At 71.1% G+C, this 17,133-nt stretch carries 16 protein-coding genes; 6 read left to right on the plus strand and 10 right to left on the minus strand.

Going from position 1 to position 17,133, the window contains the following annotated elements; translation table 11 throughout:
• Positions 1-567: 567 nt before the first annotated feature.
• A complete protein-coding gene (locus tag ACZ6EM_RS00385; RefSeq protein ID WP_465771259.1) occupies positions 568-906 on the plus strand; it encodes a hypothetical protein in 339 nt (112 codons plus the stop codon).
• Between the two features lie 76 nt (positions 907-982).
• Here ACZ6EM_RS00385 and ACZ6EM_RS00390 read toward each other — a convergent pair whose 3' ends face one another.
• Together ACZ6EM_RS00390 and ACZ6EM_RS00395 are read right to left on the minus strand one after the other, a co-directional pair.
• Positions 983-2,032 (minus strand): hypothetical protein, encoded by a 1,050-nt coding sequence (locus ACZ6EM_RS00390; protein WP_465771261.1) that lies wholly within the window; start codon positions 2,030-2,032, stop codon positions 983-985.
• A gap of 708 nt (positions 2,033-2,740) precedes the next feature.
• Positions 2,741-3,253, minus strand: coding sequence for a hypothetical protein (locus tag ACZ6EM_RS00395; protein WP_465771262.1), 513 nt, complete (start codon positions 3,251-3,253; stop codon positions 2,741-2,743).
• Between the two features lie 79 nt (positions 3,254-3,332).
• Between ACZ6EM_RS00395 and ACZ6EM_RS00400 the strand changes: the two genes are divergently transcribed.
• Positions 3,333-3,521: a hypothetical protein gene (locus ACZ6EM_RS00400; RefSeq protein ID WP_465771263.1), complete on the plus strand. Its 189-nt coding sequence runs from the start codon at positions 3,333-3,335 to the stop codon at positions 3,519-3,521.
• 134 nt (positions 3,522-3,655) lie between these two features.
• Here ACZ6EM_RS00400 and ACZ6EM_RS00405 read toward each other — a convergent pair whose 3' ends face one another.
• Both ACZ6EM_RS00405 and ACZ6EM_RS00410 read right to left on the minus strand, forming a co-directional pair.
• The gene (locus ACZ6EM_RS00405; RefSeq protein ID WP_401045757.1) at positions 3,656-3,820 is read right to left on the minus strand and encodes a hypothetical protein; all 165 of its coding nucleotides are present in this window, start codon (positions 3,818-3,820) and stop codon (positions 3,656-3,658) included.
• Between the two features lie 128 nt (positions 3,821-3,948).
• On the minus strand, positions 3,949-5,346 hold the full coding sequence (locus ACZ6EM_RS00410; RefSeq protein ID WP_465771264.1) for an FAD-dependent oxidoreductase: 1,398 nt from the start codon (positions 5,344-5,346) through the stop codon (positions 3,949-3,951).
• Positions 5,347-5,687: 341 nt separating this feature from the next.
• Between ACZ6EM_RS00410 and ACZ6EM_RS00415 the strand changes: the two genes are divergently transcribed.
• The 4 genes from ACZ6EM_RS00415 (at position 5,688) to ACZ6EM_RS00430 (ending at position 10,287) form a co-directional block, all read left to right on the plus strand.
• Positions 5,688-6,632, plus strand: a complete 945-nt coding sequence (locus ACZ6EM_RS00415) for a terpene synthase family protein (RefSeq protein ID WP_401045763.1) — start codon at positions 5,688-5,690, stop codon at positions 6,630-6,632.
• 69 nt (positions 6,633-6,701) lie between these two features.
• Positions 6,702-8,276 (plus strand): prenyltransferase/squalene oxidase repeat-containing protein, encoded by a 1,575-nt coding sequence (locus ACZ6EM_RS00420; protein WP_465771265.1) that lies wholly within the window; start codon positions 6,702-6,704, stop codon positions 8,274-8,276.
• A gap of 81 nt (positions 8,277-8,357) precedes the next feature.
• Positions 8,358-9,212 carry an SAM-dependent methyltransferase gene (locus ACZ6EM_RS00425; RefSeq protein WP_401045768.1) on the plus strand — a complete coding sequence of 285 codons (855 nt, stop codon included), beginning with the start codon at positions 8,358-8,360 and terminating at the stop codon, positions 9,210-9,212.
• A 481-nt stretch (positions 9,213-9,693) separates the two neighbouring features.
• Positions 9,694-10,287, plus strand: coding sequence for a DUF5655 domain-containing protein (locus tag ACZ6EM_RS00430; RefSeq protein WP_401045770.1), 594 nt, complete (start codon positions 9,694-9,696; stop codon positions 10,285-10,287).
• Positions 10,288-10,467: 180 nt separating this feature from the next.
• On the opposite strand, the gene ACZ6EM_RS00435 is transcribed toward ACZ6EM_RS00430, so the two are convergent.
• From ACZ6EM_RS00435 to ACZ6EM_RS00460, 6 genes are all read right to left on the minus strand, one after another.
• The gene (locus tag ACZ6EM_RS00435) at positions 10,468-10,902 is read right to left on the minus strand and encodes an SPDY domain-containing protein (protein ID WP_465771266.1); all 435 of its coding nucleotides are present in this window, start codon (positions 10,900-10,902) and stop codon (positions 10,468-10,470) included.
• A 261-nt stretch (positions 10,903-11,163) separates the two neighbouring features.
• Positions 11,164-13,029, minus strand: coding sequence for a hypothetical protein (locus ACZ6EM_RS00440; RefSeq protein ID WP_465771267.1), 1,866 nt, complete (start codon positions 13,027-13,029; stop codon positions 11,164-11,166).
• Positions 13,026-13,829 carry a sensor domain-containing protein gene (locus tag ACZ6EM_RS00445; RefSeq protein WP_465771268.1) on the minus strand — a complete coding sequence of 268 codons (804 nt, stop codon included), beginning with the start codon at positions 13,827-13,829 and terminating at the stop codon, positions 13,026-13,028. The genes ACZ6EM_RS00440 and ACZ6EM_RS00445 overlap by 4 nt, the downstream gene beginning before the upstream one ends.
• Positions 13,830-13,938: 109 nt before the next feature.
• Positions 13,939-14,166 carry a hypothetical protein gene (locus ACZ6EM_RS00450; RefSeq protein WP_331768517.1) on the minus strand — a complete coding sequence of 76 codons (228 nt, stop codon included), beginning with the start codon at positions 14,164-14,166 and terminating at the stop codon, positions 13,939-13,941.
• A 55-nt stretch (positions 14,167-14,221) separates the two neighbouring features.
• Positions 14,222-16,186: an LppU/SCO3897 family protein gene (locus ACZ6EM_RS00455; protein WP_465771269.1), complete on the minus strand. Its 1,965-nt coding sequence runs from the start codon at positions 16,184-16,186 to the stop codon at positions 14,222-14,224.
• Positions 16,183-17,040, minus strand: a complete 858-nt coding sequence (locus tag ACZ6EM_RS00460) for a protein phosphatase 2C domain-containing protein (RefSeq protein WP_452179695.1) — start codon at positions 17,038-17,040, stop codon at positions 16,183-16,185. Before ACZ6EM_RS00460 ends, ACZ6EM_RS00455 begins: the two co-directional genes overlap by 4 nt.
• Between the last annotated feature and the right edge of the window lie 93 nt (positions 17,041-17,133).

The raw sequence follows: 17,133 nt of genomic DNA on the forward strand, positions 1-17,133 counted from the left end.
GCCCCCCCCCCCCCCTGTCAGGAGGGAGGTGGCCGCGGCCGTCAGGGCGAGCAGATGGCGCATCGCGTGTGGAATGCAAAGATCAACGACCTGCCGTGTCGATCGGACACGCCCGACGCGGATGGCGGTCATCAACCTGACCGAGACCGGCGGCGGCGTGGTCACTGAACTGCCCTGCACCGCCGTCGCCTTCTCCGGCCCCGGCGAGAACACGTAAACGTTCCACTGCCCCGGCAGGAAGGTTTACGACCCGATGTACCTGCGTTGCATCGAGCCGTAGCCGACTGTGTATGGGTGGAGGGATCCTGGGGTGCCTTTCTAGCGGGCCAGGCGGAAGGGCGTGGCCGTCCGTGGCGTGATCACCGACAGGTGGTCGACGGTGTGCTCTGGCGGTTGCGGACGGGGGCACCCCGCGGCGTGGCCTCCCGGAGCGGTAACTGCCGGGGAGTCCTGTCGTCCAGTGCCGTCAACCCGGCAGCGTCGGGTTCAATCTTCCGGTCGGGTTGCCCAGTTGGTTCGTGTGGAATCAGGACGATGGCAGGAGCCGGAACCCACTGAGGAGACCTGATGACCAGTAAGAGCCTGCGTACCGCAGTCACGATGGCGGGCGTGTTGCTCGCCGCCGGCGTGTTCGGGGTGGCCACAGCGACCACGGCTGCGGCAACGACCACCCAGGTGGTCGCCGGGCTCCAGAGCGACCCCGGTAAGACATCGCGGGCCACCTGCCCGAACGGCACCCACCTGATCGGCGGCGGCTACGACTGGTACCCGGCGCTCAACAGGGGCGGAGGCATCCTCGACGGGGAGGCCCTGATCGGCAACGGGCCCAGCCAGGACGGCAGGGCGTGGGTCACCCAGGCCCGCCTTGGACAGACCAAGGCCTGGGCCCTCTGCGAGACCGACTGACTGATGGCCTGAGGCCAGCTACGCTGCGACGTGACGGTCGGGAGGGTCGGGGAGCAGCGGGCTCGCGAACAGCCGTCTACTGCACGGCGGGCGTCGAATCCGCAGTGGAGCGTGGGCTGTGGTCGCAGCTGGCCGCGACCTGGGCGGCGTACGGTGCGAGCCGCTCGCGCAGCACCCTCTGGCTTCTGACGGTGAGGTAGAGGAGCTGGTTGATCTCGCGACCGATCTCGGCGTAGTCGGGTACCCGCAGGCCGGTGCCTCCGTCTCGCATCCGCGGGCTCAGTTGGGCCTCGCCTTCGGTGACTTGTGCCCACACGAGAACGGAGGCCGCTGTTCGGACCTGGTCGCGGGCGAGGCTGCCGGCCAGTCCGTGGATGAGCTCCGACCAGTGCTCCTGGGGGATGCTCCATACGGAGAACGTGCGGCGGCGGCGTGCGTAGTCGACTCGGTCGGGGTCGGCTTCGAGTTCGGCGGCGATGGCTTCCACTCCCGACTGGAACCGCTGCCAGGTCGCGTCGCCTGGGCAGCGTTCCCTCAGCAGGTCCAGGGAGGTGCTGGCGTATCCGCGGGGCATGTCGAGGTTCGCCGCGCAGTCGGCCCAGGTGCCGCCCGCTGTCATCTCGACGAGCTTCAGCGCTGCGGCTCGCCGTACGTGCTTGCCGTTGGCGCGGCTGGGAGCTCGCAGCTGGGCGGGGAAGGCTTCGAGATGGTGCTCGTACCAGGCTGTCGGGATGATCTGGGGGACCTCGGTCCGCGTGTAGTGGGTGGCTTCGCGGGAGGGCACCAGGAGGCGGACCCGGGCGTGCTTGCGGCGCCCGGCTGCCAAGAAGGCCCTGTCCTGGCTGGAGAGTGCTCGGGTGAGGGACTCGGACATCGGCTGGCGGCGGAGCACACCGGCGAATCTCAGCGGCTCGCGCTCGCCGGCTGCGGCGGCCAGGGGATGGACGGCCGCGCGGAGCTGTTGAGGGTTGCGGTCGGCGAGCAGTTGCTCGGCCCGCAGCAGGAGCGCGCCGCAGGCAGCGGCCGTGGGCGGCGGTCCGATCACCGTGAGCCCGTGCTGGCCGGCGGGCCGTCTGGCAGCATGGTCCTGAAGCGTGGTGATGTGCTCGGCCAGTGCGTCGTCCATCGGTGATGTCCTCGGTCGGCTGAGTACTGCTGCGGGCCAGGAGATCGTGATCAGTTTGGCGACGGCGACCAGGTCGTTGAAGTACGACGGCCCGTCAGGGTGGGCGGAGTCCGTGGACAGGTGCTCCTGGATTCGTACTGCTTGGAGACCTTGGCACGCTCGCGCGGCTCATCCACGCGCCTGTCGGATCGACCTCAACGGGAACTCCCCGTCGTCGGGGGGATGTTGATCTGCCTGGAAGTCGATCACCTGTCGGTGCCGTGATCCCGAGCGGTGGCGACTTCACGGACCCGCCCATCAACCGAGTCCCATTGAAGTCGTTCTTCCGGCATCCGTTCCCACACGCGTCGCGTGCTCCCGCACAGCGAACCCGGACCTTGATCATGCCCAGAACAATCTATGACATGTGTGACCGGGTATTCACGGAGCGTAGTCCCGTGGCTGGTTTTCACGCCTCGCCCGGAGCCCCGGTGCCCGCCTCGACCTGGCCCCTTCCGCTCACGCGCTCCCCGCCACCCTCGCGGACGCACCTGCCGGCGAAGCACAAGCCCGATGGACCGCCGAGCAGGTCCCGGCCGGCCTCGCCACCGACACCCAGGGCCTGAGACACTCCGCGATCCCGGACTCACAGCCCGACCGTGGCGGCGGTTCCGTCCGTGATTGACCAAGCCACGTCCATCCCGGTCCCGCCACCATCCCCACTGAGCGTCAGCTCTCCGCCCAGTACAGGGTGGGGACGAGCGTTGGATTGCTCTGGTAGAGCAGCTCCATCACCGCGTCGTAGTCAAATTCTCCCTGCTTGAAGTTGTTGACGATGAGCCGGGCATCCTTGCAGAACTTGGCGTCCTTGGAGTTGAAATCACCGAGCCACCAGCTCTCATCCAGGATGAGCGGACGATAGCCCTTCTTGCTGGCCGGGTCCGTGATCGCCTCGAGGAAGGCCGAGCCTTTGCTGAAGTCCTTCCCGGGCAGCAGCCAGAAGACTTGCCTCTGCGCTTCTTTGTGCAGGACGAGTGACTTGAATTCCTCATCGAATTCGAGGTACCTGGTCGGCAGGTTCCTGGCTTCGAGCATTTCTTCTCTGCTTGCCGGGAAGAGCCAGCTCCTCTTTGATCCGAAGAAGAAGATGCAGCTTTCGAGCACATCGGCAGGAATGGACTTGTACTGCTTCGAAAGAAAGGTTGCGCTCAGAAATACATAGCGCCGGTTGTCGTCGTTCACGACTGATCCCCTCATCCTCGGTTGGACTGCTGTCGCTCAGCTCTGCCCTGGGCGATAGCAGGGAAACATCCGAGTGCTGATGTCACCCGTTCGAGTGATCCGCAAGAGCCTGGTCGGCGCCCCCGCGGCAACGCTGGCTGCCGCCTGGGCCAAGGAGGGCGACCGGGAGCTACTCGGGAGCGAACAGGCGGGCCCCGCAGCCGTTGGTTCCCGCCCCGGGGGCTGGCTGGGTGTGCCCACCTGCGAGGCCGTCGTCCACTTCGACTGACAGTTGGGGCACATTGCCGTTCGGGCGACCCCTCACCGCAGCAGCGCCAAACCAAGACCATTCCTCAACGCCAGTGACTGGGTGGGCCGTGCCGAATGCGAGGGCGCGCCCGGCGCTCGGGTGTGGGGAGCGGGCTAATCGGCTGCTGCCTGGATGACGTCGTCGATCTTGTAATCCGGAACCTGGATATCCAGCGACTGGTCCACCGGTGCGCCGGTCGGCGAGGTGGCCGCCTCCTCGGCTCCGGTGGAGGCTGCCGGGTCGATGTCGGAGGTCTGGTCGGGGTTGGTGTCGGACATGGTCTCTCCTCTGGGTCGTAGTCGGCATGTACTGGCTGGGCTCACGGCGGAGCGGGCGGCACGGGCGGAGCGGGCGTGGGCCCCGGCCGCTGGACACACCCGGAGCATTCGGTATCGCTGATTCGCGGTCAAGGGGTGGCATTGGGGCAGGTGCAGGTTGCCTGGTGGCGGGGAATGGAGGGCAGGGAGGCGAGTTGGGCCAGGGCGCGGGGGGAGGCGAGGGTGGCGGGGCTGTCGAGCATCTGCAGGGTGCGTACGAAGCGGCGGTACAGGCCGGGGTGGTGGGGCAGGCGCGCGGTGAGGGCGGCGAGGTAGCCGGTGGCGAGGCGGCTGGTCAGGGGCATGGTGGTGTCCTGCCAGGCGCGGTCGGTGGCGGTGTTGAGCAGCCAGGGGCTGCGGACCTGGGCGGCGGCGCCGCGTTGGAACGCGGGGCCCAGGCCGTCCAGTCGCCCGGTGCGGGCGTGTCGGGTGAGGTGGTTGTCCAGGAGTCTGCTCTGCAGGGCGGCGACGGTCATGCCCTGGCCGTAGACGGGGTTGAAGGCGCAGACGGAGTCGCCCAGGGCGATCAGACGGTCGGGCCAGTTGCGGACCCGGTGGTAGGGGTGCCAGCGGTTGATGGTGGTGTGGGTGCGGTGGATGGGGCCGGCGGGTTCGCCTTCGTCGATGATCCGCAGGAAGTCGGGGTTGCGCAGGTCGGCGGCGTAGGCGCGGAATCCGTCCTCGTCGTCGGGCAGGGTGATGCCGGCGGCCCCGATGAGGCCGATGAGCCACTGGGTGGGTGCGATGCGGACGGCGACGGCGCCGCGTGGCGAGGTGGGGGCCATGGTGGGCTGGTAGGAGGCGTTCCAGTCGCGGTCGGGGTCGGCCTTGAGGGTGTACAGGCGGGAGGCGTAGCTGGCCCGTGCGTCGACTTCCAGGCTGTCGGGCAGTTGGTGGCCGGCATCGGTGAGCCAGTGGGGAAGTCTGCTGCCGCGGCCGGTGGCGTCGACGACCAGGTCCGCGCTCAGGAGCACCTCGTCGCCCTCCCCGCCAGGTGCTCGGCCGAGGGGGCGGGGACGGGCCGCGACGCCGATTTCGTTGCCGCCGCCGTTGAACAGCAGGCGTTCGACGCGCAGTGCGTCCCGGACCGTTACGGCCTCCAGGGCTGTGACGCGCTCGCGCACGGCCTGTTCCAGGACGGTGCGGGCCATCAGTTGGACGTCGACCCCGACCGGGGTGCGCGGTGCCCAGCCGGTGGGGAACAGGATCCGTGTGGCCTGGGCGAAGTCGGCCACCGGGCAGCCGCGGGCCAGCAGTTCGGCCCTGATGCCGGGGAAGAACTCCTCCAGCTGGGCGGCGCCGCGCGCGAGCAGGGCGTGCGGGTGGTGGGACTGGGGGACGCCGGGCCGGGCCTGCGTCCCGGGCGCGGCGTCCTGCTCGAGGATCGTCACGTGGCGGAAGTGGCCGGTCAGGACGCGGGCGGCGAGCAGGCCCGCGTAGCCGCCTCCCAGGACCAGGGCGCTGTCCCACGTCACCGTTCGCGTCATCGTGATCCTCTGTGTGCCGGGCTGTGGTGTCCGATGGGCCGGCAGCGGGTCGAGCGGCTTCCCGCAGCCGTGAAGCCGGATGGTGCCGGTGCATCGGGTTCGCGCCCGTCGGGGACGGATGCTGCCGTCCGTGCACCCGCGAGTTGCCGGTCGCCTCACCGTAGACAGCAGAGTTGACGGTGGATCATCAGATGCCGCAATGCGGCCGGAAGCCGACGGGCAGTCGGGTGGCGATGTCCCGTTTTCACGCAGTGCGCCCCTGTCGTCGGCGTCCGGCGCGCGGCCTTCTCGGGCCGATTGGGCATCTATCCCGGTTGACGGCGGTCTGACAAGATCGGCGCATGAGTGACACGCCCTTGGCGTCTTCGGATCCGGTGCCCGAGGCGTTGCTGCGCTGGGCCCGGCGCGAGGGTCTGGTGGCCGATGCCCGCCAGGAGCGGCGCCTGGCGGCCATGCGTCTGGAGGTGCTGGCCGGCCGTGCCCTGCCGGACGGCGGCGCGGCGGAGGTGCTGCTCACGGCCCAGTGGGCGGTGTTCATCTGCTGGGTGGACGACCGCATCGACCGTCACGGCCTGGGATCGGTGGCCGGTGAGCTGGAGGCGTTCACCGCGCCGCTGCGCCGGGTCCTGGGCTCCGAAGCCGGGCCGTTCCCGCAGGCCGGGGGTGTGCACACGGCGGCTCTGGCCGGGTTGTGGGGGCGAACCGCCACGGGCATGCCCGCCGGCTGGCGGGCGCGCTTCACCGCCGACTACACCGACTTCCTGGACGCCAGCGAGCAGGAGGCGACGCTGCGGCGCCTGGGGGTCCGGCTGCCGCTCGCGGACTACATCGACCTGCGCCGCCGCACGATCACCCTGCTGCCCCTGCTGGACGTCCTGGAGGCGACCGGGCACGCCCTGCTGCCGCAGGACCCGCGCATCGACGCCCGGGTCGCGGACCTGCGGGAGGCGTTGGCCGACATCGCCGGGTGGGTCAACGACCTGGCGTCCGGCGGCGAGGACGAGGCCGCCCGCCAGGACAACCTGGTCACCGCCATCGCCCGGCAGCACCGCTGTCCCGTGCCGAAGGCCCGGGCGCAGGCCGCCGCCATGGTCGAGGACCGCCAAAGCGGATTCCGCTCCACCGCCCGACTCCTGCGCACGACCCGCGGTCTGACACCGGAACAGGCACACCGGCTGCACCGCTACGTGGACCTCGTGGAGAGGTTCCTGTCCGCCACCGTGCACTGGCTCGCCGGCACCGGCCGCTTCACCTCCGACCTTCACCGCGCGACGCCCCAGCGCTGACACCCCGCCCTCCGCGAGCCGGTCCCGTACCCGCGGGCCCGCACCCGACGATGACCGGAACGGACCCAGATGCGACTCGCTCCCCTGCCCGCGAGCCTCCCCCGCTGGCCCGCCGCCGCTTTCCCGACCGGCCTGTCGAGCGCGACCGCCGCCTTGCGCACCCGCCTGCAGGAGCGGCTCGGCGCGGACGGTGCGCTGCGCGATCCGTGCCGCAGCCGGGTCCTGGAGTCCGCGCTGCTGCTGGTCCTGCTGGACCGCACCCGTCTGGAGCCCGCGGCCCGCGCCCGTCTGGCCGGCTACCTGGACGCGCACCGCGACTCCCGCGAACCGCTGGACCGGCTGCTGGCACGCGCCGCCCTGGCCGGCCGCCCGGTTCAGGCCGACCTGCTGGACGTGGACCGGTTCATCGCCCTGGCACCGGACTTCACCGGCCAACGCAAACGCGCCCTGCTCCAGGCCGTCCTGGTGCTGCTCGGCGACGCTCCCCAGCCCGTGCCTCCCGCACCGCAGGCGTTCTCACTCCACGGTCTGCACAGCTGGGCACGCGTCCAGGTCACCGCCGTCAAAGCGATCCTCGCGCACGCCCACCAGGCAACCGACCAGATCACGGCACCCGAGGTGGAACTGCTCCGGTCCACCCAGCGCGCCGGCCGCGTCTGGGAGGGAAACCTGCTCATCCACCTGTCGGTGCTCCACGCCCTGGCCCCCTTGCCCGGCGGCCACCGGCTGGTCGCCGAGGGGATACGCACCGCGCTGGCCCACCAGCGCGCCGACGGCGGGATCCCGTTCATCTGCGACGAGGACACCTGGGTCACCGCCACCGCCGGACTGGCCCTGCACGCCGCAGGCGCCGAACGCCCCGTCCTGGACCTGGTCGCCCGCCGCCTGCGCCACCTGCAACACGACGGCGGCGGCTGGTCCTACACCGAACACGCCCAGCTCACCGACGTGGACTGCACCTCGGCCGCCATCGAACTGCTCCACCTCGCCGGCCCCCAGGCCCACCGCAGACCGATCCACCGCGCCGTCAGCGCCCTGCTGGACCTGCGCGCCCCGGACGGCGGCTTCCCGACCTACCTGGCCGCAGCGCCCTCGGAAGCCTGCATGACCGCAGCCGCCGCCAACGCCCTGAGCACCCAGGGCCCTGGCCGGCGCCCGGCCGTCGACCAGGCCCTGGAATTCCTCGCCACCCAGCAGCACCCCGACGGGTCCTTCCCGCCGGACTGGAGCAGCAGCCGCCACCAGACCGTGTTCCGTGCCGTACTCGCCGCCTCCCGCGCACCCGGTCCACGCGAGGGGCCTGCCCGCAGCATCACCCGCCGGGCCATCGCCCTGACGCTCGACTCCCAGAACCCCGACGGCGGTTGGGGCCGCCAGGACGGCGACCCCAGCGATGCCCTGAGCACCGCCTACGCCCTGATCACCCTCACCGCCCACCACGACTCCGCGCCCGCAGGCCGCGGGGCCGCCCACCTGCTCGCCCAGCAGCGCCCCGACGGGTCCATCGCCGGTATCCCCGACTGCGTGGGCCCGCGCCCGTTCGGCTTCAACGTCCCCGTCCTCACCGACATCTTCTCCCTGCTGGCCCTGGGCCACCTCAGCGCGCGCCTGACCCCCGCACCCCTGGAAGCACAACGAACATGACCTGCCCCGCAACCACCGCCCGCGCCGGGCCCAGCAGACCACCTGACCCGCACCGCAACCACCACCCGCAGAGGAGTCACCATGGATGACCAGCAAAACACCCGGCCGCTCGCATCGAGCGAAGCAGTGGGCAGCTTCTACGACCAGATGGAAGCGTTCTTCGACTCGATCTTCGGAGAGAACATCCACTTCGGACTCTGGGACGAGGACGAGAAGTCGTCCATGCCCCACGCCCAGAACCACCTGACGGACCGCCTGATCGACCTGCTGCAACCCAAGGACGACCAGTACATCCTCGACGTCGGCTGCGGCACCGGCCACCCCGCACTTCGGCTCGCCGCACACACCCGGGCCAGAATCCTCGGAGTGAGCATCAGCACCACCCACGTCACCCGGGCCAACGCGAAAGCCCGCAGCGCCGACCGGTCCCCACAACTGGACTTCGTCCGGGCCGACGCCATGCACCTGCCCGCCGAATCCGGAACCTTCGACGCCGCCTGGGCGATCGAGATGCTCTTCCACGTCCCCGACCGCCTCCAGGTCCTGCGCGAAATCCACCGCACCCTCAAGCCCGGGGGACGGATCGTCCTCACCGACTTCATCCGAACCGGCCACCTGACCGACGACGACTGGAACCTCCTCACCCAGGGATTCGCCTTCTCCACCCTGCTGACCGCCGACACCTACGCCGACGCCATCACCCAGTCCGGCCTCGAACTCGTCAACGTCCACGACGTCACCGCCCAGACCCGGCAGAACATGCACTGGATCCGATCCCGCTACGCCGACGAACGCGAACACCTCGCCACCCACTACGGCCAGGACTTCATCCAACAGATGGACCAACTGCTCCCCGTCGGCATGTCCATCTACACCGACAAACTCGGCTACGTCATCGCCGAAGCCCGCCGCCCACTCGACCCCGAGCACCCATAACCGCCGCGCACGGACCGGGATGGGACAGCCGAGGCAATCCGCGCACCATACCGGCGGAGACCACTTTTTCCGCTGCGTCGGATTCCTCCAGCCCTGGACGCAACCAGGACCTTGCTCCCTTCGAACCCCGCGACCGCCCCGACGGCCAGAGAGAGCGCCCTCGAAGTGAGGACGCGCTCCCCTCGTTGGACCGATCAGGGTCCCGCGAAGCCCCGCTGCCGGATGGCCTGAAGTCAGGCGAGGGTGTCCTCGGCCTTGATGTTGCCGCGCTGGACCACCCACTGCTGGTTTCAGCGTCCTGCGCTTCGATCGCATGCTGCAACGGAACGCACCAGCCAGGAGGAAGGCACCTCCTTCCTCCCCAAGATCATGTACCCAAGTGACAAGTATCTCCCGTAACTAGGCACGTCCAGAGCAGACCAAGTTGACACCTGCGCAGGTCGGGGCAGCGCCCCGGTGACAACTACGTGCGGCAGTCGCAGTGACGCAAAAGCTGGGCCCGGAGGTCGCCCAGTCGGTCGACTGGACGAGCCCGCGGATCATCTGCGTGGCCGCGGAGTTCAGCCGGTACGACCAGCACGCCGTCCGCGAGATCGATCGCCGCATCGACCTTGTCCGGTACCGGCTCTTCGGTGACGGCCTGCTGTCGCTCGACCTGGTGGCCTCGACCGCCGGTTCCGGCGCTCGGGCGGCACGTACGGGCACTGCCGTCGTACCGACAGCGCGCTCGACGGTCTCCCAGCGGCCGGCCGGCGCGGCGACAGCTGTGCGGGAGCTGTACGCGGACTTGGACGGACGGCTGCTGGATCTCGGGGACGTGCACAGCGTCGAGCTGCAGCACTACGTCGCCTACCGCCGGGGTCGGAACTTCGTGACGGTGAAGGTGCTCTCCACCGGACTGCGGCTGTACCTCCGTCTGGCTCCGACGTCCGTGGAGCTGGAGCCCGGATTCACGCGCGACGTCTCGGGCATCGGCCACCACGGGACCGGTGACCTGGAGGTGCGGGTCGGTTCCGTCGACGACCTCGACCGCGCGATGCCGCTGCTTCGTGCCTCCTACGAGGCGGTTGCGTAAGCGCACCCGAACAGCCCGGGTTTTCCTGCCTCGGCGGGAGAACCCGGGCTGTTGCGTCCCCTGCCGACCGAGCGGCACGGGCCCACGGGGCGGTGGGCGGACCCGGCCCTCGGCCGGTTCGATGAGCAGAAGGCTCTTCGCCTGGCAGGGAGGCGGGTGGGCAGCGTCGACCGGGGCAAATCAGCCGGTCGCTGGCATCTTCAGGTACCAGCCTTCCTTCTGTCCAGGGCCCACGCTGCCGCCGCTGATCACCCAGTCAGTGTCCTGGTGGCCCGGCTTGATCCAACGGGAAATGCTGGCCATCTCGCCGTCCGGCGCTGTCCGGCAGAGCAGGCGGCGGCGGCTGACGCTGTTGTCCCACCCGGAGGCGATCACGTGGTTGAGGGCCTCGACGTTGGGGAAGGTCGGGCGGAGCAGGCTGTCCGGGCTGGAGGCGAGGGTGGCGGCAAGGGCTTCGTGAAGGGCGGCAACCACCTCCGGTGGCGTGCGGCTGTCCGCCGAGGACCACCACCGTTCTCCGCCAGGTCCGGCCTGGTAGTGGGCTGTTGTCCAGGCAGTCCCGGTGCTGTCGGTCCTGGCTCTCGCGCTTACTCGCGCGCACGGGCTGGTGTACACCGTTGCGCCCCCCGGGTCCCTGGATCACCGTCCAGCCTCGGTCGCGAAGCGGCGCTGCGCACCATTTTCGCGGGTTCACTGCCACAGCTGCTTCGCCCAGTCGCCCCGGGGGCGGTAGGAGCGGCCGTTGCCGACCTCCTGCACCCCGCCGGGCCGGCACCACCCCGCCCTCCGGCGGCGGCCCGATCAGCGCGCCCAACCGGTCCAGCATCTCCTCGACATCCATGTCCACTCCTGTCGGCCGCCAGCTCTCGCCGGAGGCTATTTTCCGAGGTTCACGAGTCCGGCCGGGCCGTACCTGGCGTTCTCCACCGCCGTCGACGCGAAGTCCCGGTACGCCCCGGTGGTGGCGTCCCACGCGTAGAGCGCCATGTACCACTTGTACGGAATGGTTTTGGTGCTGCCGGTGCTGCTGTACTGCGGACGCACGCTGTACAGCACACAGCCCCCGTCCATGCTTTTCCCGGCCCTGGTCTCGAAGCTCCGCATGCTGTTGGTGATGGTGCCGCCGGTCGCCTGGTTGATATTGGCCCCCAGCTGGAAACACGGCGTCAGGTTCCGCTCGTCCGCCGTTCCGCCAGCCATCTTCGGCACGGAGTGGCAACGGGCGATGGTCTGGTCCGGGGCGAACCCGAGGGCGCTGGCCCGCGCTTCGGCGTCCTTCCAGCCCCGGATGGTGCCGGCCGCTTTCTGGCCCCTGTTCTTCGAGTCGGGTTTCCCCTGGAGACAGGCCCGGACTCCCCGGTTGCGGCCCTGGTCGTCCGACGGCAGGTAGTCGACCCATCCTCCGCCGTCCAGGTCCGTGGCACCCGAGGGCTTCAGGTCCTTGCAGGCGCTGACCCTCCGGTCGCCGTTCCCCACGGGGGCCGGGTCACCGTGTCCCGCGGCGGTCCCGGGGAAGGCCCCGGAGGCCGGGTTGCTGCTGCCCGGGGCCGACTCCGGGGCGGCGGGGGCTTCGTCCACCGTCGTGACCTCGTCGACGGTGAGCTGTTCGCCGTTGTGGTACGTGACCAGACCGCCGGAGCCGAGGGCCCCGGGGGCCGGTGCGGTGGCCGGAGCGTCGGCGGTGGCCGGAGCGCGCACCTGTACCGCCGTGTAGTGGCCGTTCGGCTTGCGGACCAGGCCGTCGTAGCCGATGGCAGGGCTGCTCAGGGCGGCCGCCTGTGCCGGGGAGAGCCGTCGGACGGCGTCGGGCGTCAGGTACGCCGTGCCCGGGCGCGCGTCGACGGTGGTGCCGTGCTGCTTCGCGTACTGCGTCAGCGCGGCGGCCCGGGGCTGGCGGTAGGGGCTGTCGCCGGTGTCCTCGTCCTGGCCGGCCGACCGGTTGCCGGCTTGCGGGGCCGGAGCGGGCGCGTCCCCGCCCTGGTTCATGGCGGCCGCCGGGTTCGACGGGACGGAGACGAAGCTCTGGATCGCCTGCGCCATCTGCGCGAGCAGTTGCCGGCCCCGGGACTGGAGCTGCTGTTCCTTCGTCTTGAGATTGGCGGCCTTCGTGTCGTTGGCCTTGGAGGCGGCGTCGAGCTGGGAGGACCTGGCGTCGACCTGGGAGGCCTCCTGCCGGATCTGGCTCTCTTCGCCCTGGATCTTGTCCTCCACGGCGTTCTCCTGGTTTTTCTTGGCCTCCAGTTGGCGCGCGTCCGCGTCGTAGGCGGCGGCCGCGTCCGCCTCCGCGGGCATCTGGAACGTGTGCTGCTTGGCGTTGTGGGCGGCGATCTCGTCGTCCACCGCCTTCGCGCGCCCGTTGTGGCCGCTGATCTCCTGGTTCACCGCGGCGACCCTGGCGTTGAGCGCCGCCTTGCTGTCGCGAATGGCGGCGGACTCCTTCGTGATCCGCTCTGCCTCGGCGACCACGTCCTTCCCCTGCTGCGCCAGCTCCGCGGCCTGCCGGTTCGCGTCCTCGATCTCCACCAGCAGGGTCGCCAGGGCGGCTTCGAAACCCCGGGGCGCCACCAGCGGAACGGGGGCGAGCGTGCCCGCCTGTGCCGTCACCGCCACGGCATCGGATGCCGCGATCGTCTGCACTCCCGCGGCGACGATCGGTGCCAGGAGCGCCATCAGCAGGAGGTGCAGGATCCGGGGCAGCGTCCGACGGCGGCGCGCGGCTGTCGTGCGCGAGGGCGCGGTCATCCGGTCACCTTGCCGGTGAGCTCGTCGGCGACCGTGAAGACGGTTGGCCCGCCGTCACCGGCCTGGCAGACGGAGGCCTGTATCAGGCTCGTGTCCTTCACCCGGGCCTGGTGGTAGCAGGCCCAGTTCGCGGTGTCGCCCTGCGTCGCGGTCCACGCCACCGCGTCCTCGGTGGCGGGGTGCGCCGTGTAGGTCCACTTCGACGTGCGTCCGGCCTGGTCGGTGAGTGTCGAGGACGGGCACTTGGTGAGGCCGTCGCTGAGCGTGCGAAAGGCCGCGGTCGCCTTCTCGCTGTCCGGGAACACGCCGATCACCTGGCTGACGGTGTAGCTGCCCGAGCCTGTGACGTCCTGGTAGGTCGCCGACAGGAACGCCTTCCACGTTTGCCCGTAGACCGACTGTGTCGTCGGTCCGGCGGCGACAGCGCATTCCGACGGAGCCACGGCGAGCGGGGCGTGCGGCCGGTTCGACTGGGGCCCGGCCACCACCGTCGTTCCGGCCAGTTTGCTGACGCTGTCGGCGCTGAGCAGGTTCGCCTGGACGGTCCCCTCGGCGATGTGCGGGGGGAGGCCCGTCGGCGGTTGCGGCCAGAACCACCACCCGGTGCCGGCCAGCAGGAGACAGGGCACGACTGCGGCCACCAGCAGCCGCCAGTGGCGCAGCACCCCGACTCCGCGGCGCGATGACCGCGCCACAGGTGGCGGCACCGATGCGGCCGGCGGCTGCGCGCCCGGCCCGGCAGCCGGTTGCGCGGGCACGGACGGCGCCGCGCCGCCGCTGCGGCCGAGCTGGGGCGGCACCGCGCGTGGCGTCTGCTGCCAGGTGGGCGGTGCCGGTGTGGCCGGGTCCTGGTTCCAGTAGTGCTTCGTCATGACGTCCTCTTGGTCGCGGTGTTCGGGTCGGCGCCGTTCATCGGTGGCACGAGACGGCGAGGACGAACAGCAGGAACAGCACGGCGAGGACGCCGAGGCAGCCGATGCCGCCCTCCGGGTTCTTGGTGTTGGCCTCGACCGTTCCGCCGGGGTACAGGCCGGGGTGGCGGTCGGTGTAGTGCGCGATCTGCGCCCGCTCGCCCTGGGACTCGGTGCCCCAGGAGGTCTTGAAGCCGCACTCGCCGCACCGGTAGCGGTATGCCATGTCGGATCCTTGAACTCTGTCGGTGGGATGGTGGATCGGTCGCCGCGCGGCGGGGTCAGCGCCAGCGCCAGCAGACGGTGTAGCCGAGGTCGGGGAACTCGTTGGAGCGCCAGTAGGTGGAGGCGTCCTGGCCGCAGAACGAGGGCTGGTTCGGTGTGCTGGTGCGTCCGGTGACGTAGACGTTGGAGCGGTCGCAGCTGCCGACGTTGGTGAAGGTGGAGCCCGACTTGGACAGGCATTCGCGGACGGTGGCGTAGCCCGCGTCGTCGGGGAACACCATGGACAGGCACTGCAGGACGTCTTGGTCGGCGCCCTTGGGGCCGGAGACGGTCCGCCACTGGTTGTAGTGGGGCCAGTTGTCGCACTTGGAGTGGTCGCTGGTGCCGCGGTAGACGGCGAGGACCTTGAAGGCGCCGGTCCGGCAGGACAGCAGCGACCACGGGCCCGTGCCGTGCGGCCCGAAGACGCAGTCGCCCTGGCGGGCGTGGTAGGAGTCCCCGCCCGGGCTCTGGTAGCTGAGGCACAGGACCCGCGAGTAGCGCTTGGAGCTGACGCTCTCGTCGTTGCCGGGCACGTTGGCGCAGCCGTCCAGGTCGGTGCTGCCCTCGTTGGTCCGGACGACCTTGAACGTCCCGGTGGTGCAGGTGGTCGGGGTGAGGTCGGCGTGACCGTTGGTCCCGGTGTCGAAGAAGCAGTCGCCGACGCCCGCGGTGGCGACCGGATCGGTCGGACTCGGGCTCGGGGTGGGTGTGGGTGTGGGTGTCGGTGTCGGGGTGCTTGGGCGGGTGCTGCTGAGGGTCGGATCGGGCTGCGGGGTCTGGTACGAACTGCTGGCGGGGCGCGGCGGGTGGCTGACAGTAAGCGGGTGGCTGTCGGCGGCCGAGCGGGCGTCGGCCGGGTGGGAGTCGTCGCGGTGGGCCACGAACAGCAGCAGTGCCACGACGGCGGCCACGGCGGCGAGTACCTTGCCGACCCCGGCCGCCGTGCTGCCGGCTCCCGCGCCACCCGCTGCCGAACCCGTCGAACCCGCTCCGCTGTTGACGTGCGGTCGCGGGGCAGCCGGCCCGGTCGGCGGCTTCGGCTTCGCTCCCCCGGCCGGCTTCGCTTTTCCGGCGGCTTTCGGCCCGGGGCCGGGCTTCAACTTGCCGGACGCCGAGGCCAGTTGCTCGGCCCAGGCGGCGGGCGTCGGCCGGGCGGCCGGGTCCGTCCCGAGCGAGGCACGGGCCAGGGCGCCGAGGGCCGGGTCGATCGCCGCCAGCGTGGCCGGGTCGGTCGAGGCCTGGTCGCGGGCGAAGAGGCGGACGGCGAGAAGGGCGAGCTTGTAGGTGTCGCTGTGCCGGGTCGCCCGTTCCTCGCCGGCGGGGACGTGCCAGTCCGGGGTTTCGGCCTGCGGCAGCACCGTTGCACCGTCGGTGCGGGCCGCGTCGCAGTCGATGAGGAAGCACTCGGGCTGCGGTGTGAGGGTGAAGAGCAGGTTCTTCGGCGAGAGGTCGCCGACGGCGACGCCGAAGCGGTGCAGCCGGTCGAGGGTGGTCGCGAGGTCGGCGAGCAGCAGCAGTCGGTCCCGGTCGGTGACGGTCAGTCCGATCCCGGTGATGTAGGCGTCCTCGTTGAGGAGGTACTCCAGGGTGGCGAGCCGGGGCGGGCCCTGGTTGCCGGTCGCCAGGGTCCGGAGCGTGAAGTGGAAGCGGTCGGGGACGGCCCGCATCAGGAACCCGCACGTCTGTCCGCCGCGCCGGACCACGGCGGCCGGCCAGGCGGTCTTCTCGCACAGCCAGCGCCCCTGTTCGCCGGTCAGCCGCCCGGGCAGCGCGACCGCGGCGGCCAGCGCGGCGGCGTCCACCTGCGGCAGCACCGCGGGGGCGTACTCCTTGTAGACGACCTCCCAACCGCCGTCGGTCGCCGACTCGTTGATGCGCTTGTTGCGCACCCGGTGGACCGATCCCTGGCCTCCTCGGCCGAGTTCCCCGTCCAGGGTCAGCGTGGCGAACTCGACCGGGGCGGCCGGCCGCGCGCTCACCTCGCTCCCTCGGCTCGGGGCCAGATCGCCAGCAGGGTGCGGTCGTCGTCGAAGGTCTCCCGGGTGAAGTCCAGCACGTGGCCGAGCCACAATGGCGGCGGCGGCGACGCGAGCTGGCGGGCGAACAGCTCCCCGACCCGGCCGTCGCCCTCGCCGAGCGGGTCGCCGAACCCGTCCGTGGCGACCAGCAGCGTCCATGGCTCGGCCAGCCGTCCGACAGCGGTCTCCGGCCGGTCGGGGACCAGGGGAAGCGGGGAGACCTCGTTGCTGACCAGCGGCGTGCCCGGTACGGCCTTGCCGCCGAACAGCGGGTGATAGCCGCCGCCGGCCCGGTCGAGGAGCCACGCCCCGGAGTCGCCGACCCGGAACACTTCGGCCTCCAGGGCGTCGCCCGCGGCACGGACCGCCCCGGCCACCAGGGTGGTCGCGTACAGCCTGGCCACCTCGGCACGTTCGGGTGCGGGGACGCCGAGCCGCCACCGCGCCAGTTCCCGCAGTCGTTCCGCGGCGTGGGCCGCGACGTCGGCTCCGTCCAGCCGCTCAGCGCCCCGGTCGAGCAGGTGCAGGATGCGTTCGACGGCGGCCCGGCACGCCTCGACGGCGCCCTGGTGGGACTCGGCGGCGCTGGATACGCCGTCGGCGACCGCGAAGACGATGCTGCCGGTGGCCTCGTGCACGGCGGCGCGCGCCGCGTCCTGGCGCGGCTGCCGGTAGTAGCGGTGCTTGGCGCCGCGGACGGAGGCGAACCGCAGGGTGAGCCGGTCGGTGGACCAGCCCTCGCACTCGCTGTCGGGGAAGTCGAAGGCGTACTGGCTGGGCGGCCGGGCCTCGAACTCCAGGCCCGGCACGTCCACGGTGATCCGCTGCCACGGCACAGGGTCCGGCCCGGTCGCCGGGGGCGGCCCGGCGGGCCTCGGGGGCGCTGCCGGCGGCACGGGGTCCGGGTC

The organism is Kitasatospora sp. NPDC041917 (genome assembly GCF_055589745.1).